12 protein-coding genes and 1 pseudogene are annotated in these 11,285 nt (G+C 67.6%); 5 read left to right on the plus strand and 8 right to left on the minus strand.

The features are described 5' to 3' along the window. From ABT367_RS21350 to ABT367_RS21370, 5 genes and pseudogenes are all read right to left on the minus strand, one after another. A pseudogene (locus tag ABT367_RS21350) lies at positions 1-235 on the minus strand (cytochrome c biogenesis protein CcdA); the annotation flags it as partial. Positions 236-241: 6 nt separating this feature from the next. Further along, positions 242-814, minus strand: a complete 573-nt coding sequence (locus tag ABT367_RS21355) for a peroxiredoxin family protein (protein WP_352254657.1) — start codon at positions 812-814, stop codon at positions 242-244. Positions 815-945: 131 nt separating this feature from the next. Next, complete coding sequence (locus ABT367_RS21360) at positions 946-2,043, minus strand: SPFH domain-containing protein (protein ID WP_352254658.1); 1,098 nt, start codon at positions 2,041-2,043, stop codon at positions 946-948. A 44-nt stretch (positions 2,044-2,087) separates the two neighbouring features. Continuing rightward, a complete protein-coding gene (locus ABT367_RS21365; RefSeq protein WP_352254659.1) occupies positions 2,088-2,525 on the minus strand; it encodes an NfeD family protein in 438 nt (145 codons plus the stop codon). 76 nt (positions 2,526-2,601) lie between these two features. Continuing rightward, positions 2,602-3,750, minus strand: coding sequence for a DUF4190 domain-containing protein (locus ABT367_RS21370; protein WP_352254660.1), 1,149 nt, complete (start codon positions 3,748-3,750; stop codon positions 2,602-2,604). A gap of 320 nt (positions 3,751-4,070) precedes the next feature. Between ABT367_RS21370 and ABT367_RS21375 the strand changes: the two genes are divergently transcribed. The 3 genes from ABT367_RS21375 (at position 4,071) to ABT367_RS21385 (ending at position 6,730) form a co-directional block, all read left to right on the plus strand. Continuing rightward, complete coding sequence (locus ABT367_RS21375; RefSeq protein ID WP_352254661.1) at positions 4,071-4,736, plus strand: hypothetical protein; 666 nt, start codon at positions 4,071-4,073, stop codon at positions 4,734-4,736. A 262-nt stretch (positions 4,737-4,998) separates the two neighbouring features. Continuing rightward, on the plus strand, positions 4,999-6,288 hold the full coding sequence (locus ABT367_RS21380) for a cation:proton antiporter (protein ID WP_352254662.1): 1,290 nt from the start codon (positions 4,999-5,001) through the stop codon (positions 6,286-6,288). Then, entirely contained in the window at positions 6,275-6,730 is a 456-nt protein-coding gene (locus ABT367_RS21385; RefSeq protein ID WP_352254663.1) for a CBS domain-containing protein, read from the plus strand. Before ABT367_RS21380 ends, ABT367_RS21385 begins: the two co-directional genes overlap by 14 nt. Positions 6,731-6,840: 110 nt before the next feature. On the opposite strand, the gene ABT367_RS21390 is transcribed toward ABT367_RS21385, so the two are convergent. Beyond that, entirely contained in the window at positions 6,841-7,320 is a 480-nt protein-coding gene (locus tag ABT367_RS21390; protein WP_352254664.1) for an STAS domain-containing protein, read from the minus strand. Next, a complete protein-coding gene (gene nhaA, locus ABT367_RS21395; protein ID WP_352254665.1) occupies positions 7,317-8,612 on the minus strand; it encodes a Na+/H+ antiporter NhaA in 1,296 nt (431 codons plus the stop codon). Before nhaA ends, ABT367_RS21390 begins: the two co-directional genes overlap by 4 nt. Positions 8,613-8,905: 293 nt before the next feature. Between nhaA and ABT367_RS21400 the strand changes: the two genes are divergently transcribed. Both ABT367_RS21400 and ABT367_RS21405 read left to right on the plus strand, forming a co-directional pair. Beyond that, positions 8,906-10,405, plus strand: a complete 1,500-nt coding sequence (locus ABT367_RS21400; RefSeq protein ID WP_352254666.1) for an FAD-dependent monooxygenase — start codon at positions 8,906-8,908, stop codon at positions 10,403-10,405. A gap of 32 nt (positions 10,406-10,437) precedes the next feature. After that, a complete protein-coding gene (locus ABT367_RS21405; protein WP_352254667.1) occupies positions 10,438-11,025 on the plus strand; it encodes a TetR/AcrR family transcriptional regulator in 588 nt (195 codons plus the stop codon). A 38-nt stretch (positions 11,026-11,063) separates the two neighbouring features. Here the strand turns inward: ABT367_RS21405 and ABT367_RS21410 are convergent, their stop codons facing one another. After that, positions 11,064-11,282 carry a hypothetical protein gene (locus ABT367_RS21410; protein WP_352254668.1) on the minus strand — a complete coding sequence of 73 codons (219 nt, stop codon included), beginning with the start codon at positions 11,280-11,282 and terminating at the stop codon, positions 11,064-11,066. Positions 11,283-11,285: the final 3 nt, after the last annotated feature.

The following is an 11,285-nucleotide window of genomic DNA, read 5'->3' on the forward strand; positions in this document are numbered from 1 at the left end:
GTACCTGGCCGGCCGCCGGTTGTACGGCCAGGCCGAAGATGCCGAACACCGCGCCGAACCCGAGCGTGATGGCGAGCGTCGCGGTCAGGGCACGTACCACCGCGGTGGCACGGCTCGCGGGCCGCTCGCCCAGGACGAGCAGGGAGAGGTACGCGGGCAGCAGTGCGAAGCCGCACGGGTTGACGGCCGCGAGCAGGCCCGCGCCGAGCGCCAGGGCGAAGGGAACGTCGGACACCGGGCGTCAGCCGGTGAGTTCGGTGAGCTTGTCCGCCAGGCCCTCGCCTGCGGGCAGGACACCTTCGTAGACCTGCTTGCCGTCCTGGTCGAGGATGACGTAGCGGCTCTGTTCGGTGACCTCGAACCGTTTCCACACCTCGCCGTTCTCGTCGGACAGGTGCGGGAAGCTCTCGGTCCCGGTCTCGGCGACGAAGTCCCGCATGGCGTCGTTCTTGTCGAGTCCGGCGACGCCGAGCACGTGCGCCTTGTCCGTGAACTCCTCGGCGACCTTGGCCGTTTCAGCCGCCTGGGCGCGGCACTTGGGGCACCACGGTGCCCAGAACCACAGCACGACGGGCTTCCCCGCGAGCGTCGCGGCGTCGAAGGACTTCCCGTCCACGGTGGTCCCGGTGAAGCGCAGTGTCTCGGGCACCTGCGGGCTGTCCTCGGGCGTCGACGAGTTCGCCGGGGAGGAACTCTTCGTAGCGGACGGGCTGTCGGCGCTCGCGGCGGATGGCTCTTGCGAGCCGCAGCCGGCGACCAGGGCCATCAGCGCAACGGTCAACAGCGCTGCGGGGACGGCAGTTCGGGGGCGCATCGCTCCTCCTGGCAGGGAAGGTCCTTATCGGAGCCGACCTTATGCACGATGCGCGCGCACAGCCGGGGCCCGAGCCTTACGGTTCGGTGACATCGGCCGGACACTCCGCGGCTGACAGCCCGCCTTCAGGCTCAGGCCTCCATACCCTCATCTCCCCGGCCACGCACCCGATTCGTCTTCGCCGCCTCAGCCTCCGCCTTGGCGTCACTCACTGCGGCGGCCGCCTGCTCCGCGACCTGGTCAGCGGCCTTCGCGGCGTCCAACGAGAGCGGCGAGCCCGACTCGAGTTCACCGGTCCCCGTCTCGCCCTGAGCCAAGTCCACTTGCTCCGCTGCTGCGGGGACAGACCCTGGTCCATTCGACTGGTCGCCGAAGGCGCTGCTCACGGTGCGGATTGCCTCGGTCAGCTCGCCCGGGATCACCCAGAAGGTGTTGTTGTCGCTGTTCGCCAAGTGCGGCAGTGTTTCGAGGTACTTGTACGCGAGGACCTTCGCGTCGGCGTTGTTGCGGTGCACCGCCTGGAAGACGCGCTCCACGGCCTTGGCCTCGCCGTCGGCCCGCAGGATCATGGCCTGCTGGGTGCCCTGCGCCTCCAGGATGTCCTTCTGCTTCGTGCCCTCCGCGGTGAGGATCTTGGCCTGCCGCTCGCCCTCCGCGTGCAGGATGGCCGCGCGCTTGTCCCGCTCGGCCCGCATCTGCTTCTCCATCGCCTCCTTGATGGTGTGCGGCGGATCGATCGCCTTGATCTCGACGCGGTTCACGCGGATGCCCCACTTGCCGGTGGCGTCGTCCAGGACCGTACGCAGCCGGGTGTTGATCTCCTCGCGCGAGGTGAGCGTCTCCTCCAGGTCCATGGAGCCGATGACATTGCGCAGCGTGGTCACGGTGAGCTGGTCGATGGCCTGCAGATAGTCCGCGACCTCGTAGGCCGCCGCCCGCGGGTCGGTGATCTGGTAGTAGAGCACCGTGTCGATGTTCACCACGAGGTTGTCCTCGGTGATCACCGGCCGGGGGTCGGAGGAGTACACCTGCTCGCGCACGTCGAGCTTCGTGTTGACGCGGTCCGCCACCGGCAGCACGAAGTTCAGGCCGGGCTGCAGCGTACGGCGGTAGCGCCCGAACCGTTCGATGTTGTACCGACGCGCCTGCGGAACGATCCGTACGGTCGCTGCAATCAGAAAGATGACGACGATCGCCGCCACAAGGATGGGGATGACCACGGGGTCCATGCTTCCTCCATTGCAATGAGTTCAGGCGTGCGGGCCAAAGACGTTCAGGGCAGAAGCTCACGGGGGTAGACGACCGCGGTCGCGCCGTCGATCTCCATGACGTCCACCAGCGCTCCGGCCGGAATCACGTGGGTCTCGTCCAGCGCGCGGGCAGACCACTCTTCGCCCGAGATCTTGATCAGCCCACGGGTTGCCGTGACCTCCTGGATGACCTCGGCCCGTCGGCCGATCAGGGCATCGCTGCCTTCGCGCGTGAGAGGCGCCCGCTCCATCTGGCGCAGCGCGATCGGGCGGACGATGAGAAGCCCGGCCGCCGCTGCCGCACCGAGTGCGAGGAGCTGACCGAGCAGGCCCACGCCCACACCGGCGACCACAGCAGCAACCAGGGCGGCGCCTGCCAGTAGCCCGAGAACCAGCGTCAAGGTGAAGAACTCAGCGACACCGAGCACTCCGGCTGCGAGCAGCCACACGAACCACGGCATGGAATCAGCCTCCCTCAGGGGGACCTAGTGACAACGCTACGCCCCGGAACCGGACAAACAGAGTGATCACGCCCTGTCAGGCATCTGATCCCCCATCCGAGCCACCGGATCCCCCTGCCCCCGGCCGCACGTCCGGGATGGGCAGGTCGAGCCCCGTCCGCAGACGTCGCTCGAGATCGATGCCGCGAGCAGGGTCGACAGCTGCTCGTTGCATGGCTGCGTAGTAGACGTTCGAGCTTGCCGCCTTGGCGGCTTCGTCCCAGTGCGGCACTCCCCTGCGGAGTTCGGCGGCCAGTTCCTTCGCCGGCTTCCCCACCCTCTCTGGCAGTTGAGCCTCATCCAGAAGGCGAGCGGTCTCCGCTTGGGCGACAGACATCTCCTTAGCCCATTGCCGGGCTCCCGGCAGATCCCTCTTCGGCCCCTTCAATGGTCTCTCCGCCTGAGCCTGCTGCAGCGGTCTGAGGGCCTCCAGATAGGCCCGCTGCGCGGGATCCAAGGTTGCGGTGTCCTGACGGACGGACTGGTCGAGTTCACCTTGGGGCAATCCCGCCCAGCAGCGTACGGTCCGGTCGCCCTGTTGCCAGCGGTCGCGTTCCGGGAAGTAGAAGTACGTGCGCAGACCTCCGTACACGGCGGGGTCCGGGGTGTAGTCGAACAGGCGGTCCGTGCACGCCTCGGTCGCTGCCGTCTTGATCCACTCGGTGCCTGGATACGTTGCCCTGTGGGGCAGTTGGACCAGGGCGTAGAGCTCGCCGCGATGCGCCTCGGTGCAAGGCAGCCGTACCGCGGAGAAGTCGTCGAGCCCTCCACCGTCCTGGACGGGCAGTTCCCCCGGTGTGAAGCAGTCCCTTTCGTGCAGGTCGTTGATGTGGACGCGCTCCCCATTCGCGGACTGCGTCGGTGCGCTTGAGGTTCCTATCGGCACGCCCGAGCCTCCGTACGCCCAGACCCGGAAATGGAGCGCGCCGCCGAGGAAGGCCGCGGCAACGGCGAGGGTCACACCGGAGACGGAGATTGCGGCAATGGCAAGTCCCCTGCCGCGGTTGCCCGTTCGCGCCGTCCGAACCAAAGCGATGATCCCGAGGGGTAGACCGACAGGTGCGAGCAGAAGCAGTGAACACACCAGGGATGCGACAGCGAGGCCGTCGACCGGGGGTCTTCGGAGTGGAATCACCGGGCCGTAGAGGGGTGGCGGCGCGAAAGCCTCGTCAAGGGATTGCGTCATGGGACTCCCCCTCTGCTCCGCCCGCCCTCCGGCATGCGGAGGATCCCACGGGTCGCGACCGGGGGCATTGCCGTGGCCCGGCAGTCTTCAAGCCAGTTCCATGCCTGCATCCGCCACCGGCCAGGCCCTGTGGCCTATCGGGGTGAAATAGCAGCCTCGGCCGCGCGTCACCCTGGACAGCGCGGAATGTCACAACATGACCATCACATTTTCTCCATGAAGGGTCTGTGGCATTCATGCACGCTCATCGCTCCTACCGTCGCGCCGCGTCGATCGCTGTAGCTGCTGTCGTCCTGTCCGGCGTTGCCGCCCCAGCCGCCATGGCAGCCACCCCTGACGGAGTACCGGCCGTCACCGCGGTCGCGCCCTCCCCCGACACCCCGCTGACCGGCGGACTGCTCACGCTCGACCTCGCCACCGCCCTCAAGCTGGGCACACACGGCGTCGCAGTGGCGGTGGACGGCAAGGTCCAGACGGACGCAGTCGTTCGTCTCAAGGTCGGTAGCGGCAGCAAGGTCACTCACAAGAACAAGAAGCTCGTCGGCGGCACGGTCGTCCTCGACGGCTCCGTGCAGCTGGCCAAAGGCAACAAGAAGATCACTGTCTCCCGTCTGTCCGTCGACGTCGCCACGGGAATCATCACGGCGGACGTCGATGCCAAGGTGGGCGTGAAGATCGGCAAGGTCGTCAACCCGAAGAGCATCACCGTCAAGACCGACAAGGGCTCCGCCGCGGCCGTCATCATGCTCGCCGACCAGGGAGTCACCCTGAGCGCCGACCTCCTGGCCCGCATCGATGCCGCGCTCGAGACGAAGATCTCGGCCAACGTGGACGTCAACGTGAACGCCGCGCTCGACGTGGACGCCGCGCTCGCAGTCAACGGCAAGGTCAACCTCGACCTCGCCGCCGCGCTCGGGCTCAAGACCAACCTGAGCCTGTCGGGCCTGCTCGGCCTGGATGCGATCCTCGGAGTGCACCTGCTGTAGCACCCCTCCGTTGTTGCGTGGCCGGTCACAAGCCGGCCGGCCACGCAGCAAGTCTGCTCATCGCCACCGCTGCAAGAGCCGCTGCCAGAAGTCGCACTGCCGGATTCCGGCAACAGTTGTGGCGCCTGGGTGCCCGCAAAGAACCTGTCAGTGTTGCGTATGGAACGTGTAAGGTCCGCCTTGGTGTGCCGGGAAGTCTGGTCGGCGGTCTGGGGACAGGTGTCCCCAGGCGGAGTCTGTGAGCCGATCGGGGGCGTACGTCATGGTGCTGGTTGCTGTGTTCGGGGTGGCACTGCTGGTTGCGGTGCTGTTGTCCGGGCTTGCCGCGCGTACGGTTCTGTCCACGTCGCTGTTGTTTCTGGTGGGCGGGGCGATCGTCAGTGACGGATTCCTCGGTCTGATTCACATCACGCCGGACAGCGAGATCGTCGCCGTGACGGCGGATCTGGCCCTGTTCGCTGTGCTGTTCACCGACGGCATGCACGTGCACTTCGGCAAGTTGCGGCAGAACTGGAAGAACCCGGCACGTGCGCTCGGCCTGGGGATGCCGCTCGCGTTCGTGGGCATGGCGCTGGTCGCGTACTACGTGGTGGGGCTGGACTGGACGACGTCGTTCCTGGTGGGTGCGGTGCTCGCGCCGACCGACCCGGTGTTCGCCTCGGCGATCGTCGGGCGTAAGGAAGTGCCGTCCAAGCTGCGCCAGTTGCTGAATGTCGAGTCCGGCATCAACGACGGTCTCGCTCTGCCGGTCGTACTGATCCTCATCGCGGCCGCGGGCCCGAGTTCGGGTCACGCCGAGGCCTCCTACTCCAAGATCGCTCTGGAGCTGGGGCTCGGACTGGCCTTCGGCATCCTGCTGCCGCTGCTCGTGAACGGACTCGTACGCTTCCGGCACTTGGGCGCGGAGCCGAAGCTGCAGCCGCTGCTGCCGCTGGCGATCGGCGTGATCCTGTACGGCCTGTGCCACCTGACGCACGCCAATCCCTACCTGGCGGCGTTCTCCGCGGGTGCCGTCCTCACTGCCGTGTCACCGGAGGCCAAGACCGCGTTCGAGCCGCTGGGCGAGTCGCTGGCGGAACTGGCCAAGTTCGCTGCCCTGCTGGTCTTCGGAGCGCTGCTCACTCCGCAGCTCTTCGGCGACCTGTCCATCGGCGGCTACGTCGCCGTGGTCCTGGCGATCGTCCTGATCCGCCCGGCTTCGTTGCTGCTCTCGTTGATCGGGACGCGCTTCACCCGTCAGGAGAAGCTGGTCGCCGCTTGGTTCGGCCCGAAGGGCTTCGCCTCAGTGGTGTACGGGCTGCTCGTGCTGCAGGCCGGGATCCCACAAGGCGAGGAAGCCTTCACGCTGATCGCCGTGTGCATTGCCGTATCGATCATCGCGCACAGCAGCACGGACGTGCCGATCGCACGTCTCTTCCACGTCGACGACATCGCAGGCATCCCCAACGGGTCTCACGACGCCGGCGCTGAGCACAGCACAGGCCCTGCCGCCGGCCCCGGCACGCAGACCGCCCCCGCACCACGCAAGGAGAACGGCCATGCTCGCGCGTGACCTCGCAGAGCCCTACCCCTCGGTCACGACGGACGACGACGCCGTTCGGGCGCTCCAGCTACTCGCGGAGAATGAGCTTCCCGCGTTGCTCGTGGTCGATCCCGACGGACTGCCGTGGGCCATCGTGCCCGGGTCTCAGTTGGTACGGCAGTTGGTGCCCGCCTATGTACAGGAGGACCCGCTTCTCGCCGCCGTCGTCACCGATCGCAACGTCGGCGAGATGAAGGAGGAGTTGGCGGGCCGATCCGTGGCGGAGTGGCTGCCCCGGCGCCGGTTCACGCCACCGTTCGTCGGTCCCGACGCGAGTGCAACGACCGTCGCCGCCCTCATGGCCCGGACCCACACACCCCTGGTCGCCGTCATCGAGCGGGATGGTGACCACGTCCGTCTGCTGGGCGCCGTCACCGCCGCCCGCCTGATCGGGCAGCTCATCGGCGACTGACCCGTGCGCCAGGTTTCTCTGTGCGTACGCGCTCCACATCAGCACACGCGCGAAGTCCTTCACCTCACGATGGTGCTGCACTGTGAGGCGTCTGCCGGCAGTGGTCTGTGTCAGTGGCGGTAGTGGTGGAGCTGGTCCAGGCCGAGCTTGTGCAGGACGGCGCGTGCCTGAGGGCTGGCGTTGCGGATGGTGACCTCGGTGCCCTGCTCGCGAGCGATACGGGCAGCAGAGAGAAACGCCATCGCGCCGTCGCTGGTGAGGAGTTCGACTTTCGACATATCGATCTCCAGTGTTGTGGGGCGAGTGGCCAGCGCGCGGGTCAGCCGACGTGTCGTCTCACCTGCGGTGGTAGCGCTGATCTCGCCCCGCAGGTAGATGCGGCCCGGCTCTCGAGGCGTGATCTCACGCAATGTGGAACGAGCGGTCCAGGCCGCCATCGCCCCGGCGCGTAGTGCTGCAGCGGCAGCGATGAGGCAGAGGACCTTCGCCCAGACGGGTGTGAGCTGAATGACGGCCGCGGTGGCCAAGGCGCAGAGCAGCAGCCATGCTGCCGCGGTCACCAGGCGACGGTCCGGCGATGAGTGCGTCATGCACTGCTTCCTTCGGTGCGCTGGTAGATGTCGGGGATGCCGTCGCCGTCCTGATCCACGCGCTCCTCTTCGTAAAGGCGCTGATAGACCCTGTTCCGGCGGCGCAGGAACAGGGTGGCGAGGAAGGCAGCGGTGAGGGAGGCGACGAGCACCGCAGCCTTGATGTGCTCTCGGGTCGCGGCGTCGGGGAAGGCGAGCTCGCCGATGAGCAGGGCGACGGTGAAGCCGATGCCGGCGAGTGTCGCCAGGCCGAGGACGTCGGCCCAAGCCAGGTCCGGGTTGAGCTGGGCGCGGGTGAAGCGGGCTGCCAGATAGGTGCCGCCGAAGATGCCAAGGATCTTGCCCGCGACCAGGCCGATAATTACCCCGAGAGGCTCGGGGGTGGTGAACACTTCGCCCAGCGCTTCGCCGGAGACCGTGACCCCGGCCGCAAACAGAGCGAACAGCGGCACGCACAGCCCGGCGGAGTACGGGTGCAGCAGATGTCCTATCCGCGCCCCCGGAGACTCCTGCTCTCCCTCGTCACGGGTGGTACGCAGAATCAGGCCCATGGCGACGCCGGCGACAGTGGCGTGGACGCCGCCGTTGTACATCAGCGCCCATATCGCCACCCCGAGCGGCACGTACCACCACCAGCCCTGCACCCGCAGCCGCTGCATGACGTAGAAGGCGATCAGCCCTGCGAAGGCCCCGGCCAACGCCCAGTAGTTGATGTCCGAGGAGAAGAACACGGCGATGATCAAGATCGCGCCGAGGTCGTCAACCACGGCGAGTGTCAGAAGGAAGGCCCGCAGAGCGGTTGGCAGATGGGTCGAAATGACCGCCAGGACCGCCAGAGCGAAGGCGATGTCGGTGGCCATCGGCACTGCCCAACCGTCCATGCTCCCGCCGCCGATGGCGGCCGTAGCCGCGTAAAGGGCGGCGGGGACGGCCATGCCGCACACCGCGGCGATCACGGGCAGCGCAGCCGTTGACGGGGTACGCAGCGAGCCGACGACCAGTTCACGCTTCAGCTCGATACCGGCGACCAGGAAGAAGACAGTCAGCAGGCCATCGGAGGTCCAGTGACCCACTGACAGGTCCAGCCCCAGCGCAGGTATGCCGAAATGGAAGTCGCGAATGGCCACATACGTATCGCTGAACGGAGTGTTCGCCCACACCAGCGCCACGACCGCGGCCGCCAGCAACACCAGGCCGCCCACCGTCTCGGTGCGCAGAGCCCTGGCCACGGCCTGCCGCTCGGGCCACGTGAGAAGACCCAGGAACGGCCCGCGGGGAGGGGTGGCAGCCAAGACGGTATACCTCCAGGACGTCGGCGAATGGGCCCATGGCCCTACTGACGCCGACCAGACTTCCCGGCACACCCCGCGCTCTTCTTGACGCGTTCCTTACACCCTACCCGCGGCGCGGTGTCGCGCGCAGTCGGGCTTCGCTTGCCCGCCACATACCGGATCACCAGCACTCATGGCCCGTGCCACTCAGTCCTGACGTTTCTCATACGCCTGGCTTATGGCTCGGGCCTGGAGCCCGAAGGCTCGTCGAGTTAGCGTCTAACTAATGTTAGCGACTAACTCCAGGAGGCATCGTGAGCATCTCGACCGTGGTGGTCGCGGGCGCAGGCCCGACAGGACTGGCCCTGGCGTGCGCACTCCGCGCCGGAGGGGTGCCGGTGCGGGTGCTGGACAAAGCATCTGGTCCCTCCTTGACCTCACGGGCACTGGCGCTGCAACCACGAGGGGCGGAAGTCCTGGACCGGCTTGGCGCACTCGGCGATCTGCCTCAGCGGGCAATCCCTATCCGTCAGGTGATCACGCACGTCGATGGCATTCCGGTAGCCCGGTTGCGGGTCGGTGGCCGGACCAAGCTGGTCACCAGGCCCGGCCTTCTCATGTCACAGGCCGAAATTGAGGCCCTGCTCAGGCGGCGGCTGAGCGAGGTCGGGGGCGAGGTCGAATGGGGGCAGGAACTGCTGGCCGCAGACCAGGACTCCCAGGGGGTGACGATCACGCTGCCCGGCGGCCGGCTGCGAGCCGACTGGCTGGTGGGTTGCGACGGGGCGCACAGCCAGGTGCGGAAGGCTTCGGGAATCGGGTTCCCCGGGGTGCCCGTCATCGAGCGCTTCCTGCTCGCTGACGTACGGGCCGAACTCGCGCTGCCCCGCGACGCGGTGTCGGTGTGGCTGCGCGGCGACCAGATGCTCGGAGTCTTCCCGCTGCCCGGCGAAGACATGTGGCGACTGATGGCGCCGGCACCCGAAGGAGCCTCGGAGCGTGCTGATACTCCCGCCGTGCTGGCCCCGCTGATCGAAGCGCTGCAGAACGAAACGCGCCTGGCCGTCGAGGTGCGGGAGACAGTGTGGACCTCCACGTTCCGTATCCACCGTCGCCTGGCATCGACCTACCGGCAGGGACGCATCCTGCTCGGCGGGGATGCCGCACACATCCACAGCCCGTTCGGCGGGCAGGGCCTCAACACCGGCCTCGGAGATGCCGAGAACCTGGCCTGGAAACTGAGCCTCGTCGCCTCCGGCCACGCCCATGAAGATCTGCTCGACACCTACGAGGCCGAGCGGCGTCCGATCGCCGAGGAGGTTCTCAAGTCCACCAGCGCGATGACGCGCATGATCGTCGGCCGGAGCCTGACGGCCCGGGCTCTGCGCGACCACCTCTTCGTGCCTCTGATGAACCGACAGCTCATCCAGCGGATGATCTGGGAGACGGCCTCCCAGCTGAAGGTGAGCTACCGTCGCGCTCCGCTCGCCCGACGCAGACTGCCGGCCATCGGACGGCGGCCCGGCGACCGCGTCCCCGACCTGGAGTGCGTACGCCAGGACGGCAGCCCCACCCGGCTCCACGCTGAACTCGGATGGCGATGGGCCTTGTTGGCGCCGGCCACCAGCGGCGAGACGGCGGCCATCGCCCAGCGCCACCTCGGAGAGGAAAACTCAGCGCTACTGACACCGACCGACACCGGGCGAAACGTGTTGCTGGTGCGTCCCGACGGCCATCTGGCATGGTCGGGAACCTCCCCGGCCGCCCTGGACCGTTGGCTGACCCGCATGCGCGGCGTCGGTCGCACGCCTTGACCGACGGCCACGTACCCGAGAGGCATCACGACATGAAACCGGCCTCGACCCCGTCGACGGGTCTGCGCGCCCGCAAGAAGGCCCAGACCCGCCGCACGATCCAGGAGCACGCACTCAAGCTCTTTTTGAGCCAGGGGTATGAGAAGACCACGGTCGAGCAGATCGCCGCCGCCGCAGGGGTGTCGCACATGACGTTCTTCCGGCACTTCCCCACCAAGGAAGCAGTCGTCGAAAGCGACGACTACGACCCGATGATCGTTCAGCTCATCGCGGCGCGTCCAGCCCAGGAGGACGCGCTGACCGCTCTCCACCGGGCACTGGCCCAGGGGCTCGAGAAGGTCTACTCCCACGACAAAGTGGCGCTCCTGGTCCGCACACGTCTTGTTCTGCGGACTCCGGCACTTCGCGCCCGGGTCTGGGAGAACCAGTACGCCACCGAGCAGATGTTCGCCCAAGCGCTCGCTGCGCGCCGGCCGGACGCCGACCCCCTGCGTACGCGTGCGCTCGCCGCCGCGGCGCTGGCCGTGCTCACCACCGCCCTCACCGCCTGGGTGGACAGTGACGGCGCCGAAGAGCTGCCGACCTTGGTCGATCAGGCCTTCCAGGCCCTGCACCACTGAGTCCATCCCCTGGTCCCACTGGGGCGACAGCTGACTCCTCACTTTCTCGCTCGGTACAGCTCGATGTCCCTGTTGACGAAGAGGTGGACGTAGCCGCAGTGCCAGCAGATGAGTCCGGTGGCGGACGTCCAGGTGAAATTCGGGAACTCCCACGCGCGGCCGTTGAGCTTCACCTCCCGCTCACGGAACCGCTCGCCGCCGCAGACCAGGCATGAGATCCACCGGCCGTGCAGCGCGGCGTACACGGGTGTCGCCATGGT

Source organism: Streptomyces mesophilus, assembly GCF_040300965.1.
Taxonomy (GTDB): domain Bacteria; phylum Actinomycetota; class Actinomycetes; order Streptomycetales; family Streptomycetaceae; genus Streptomyces; species Streptomyces mesophilus_A.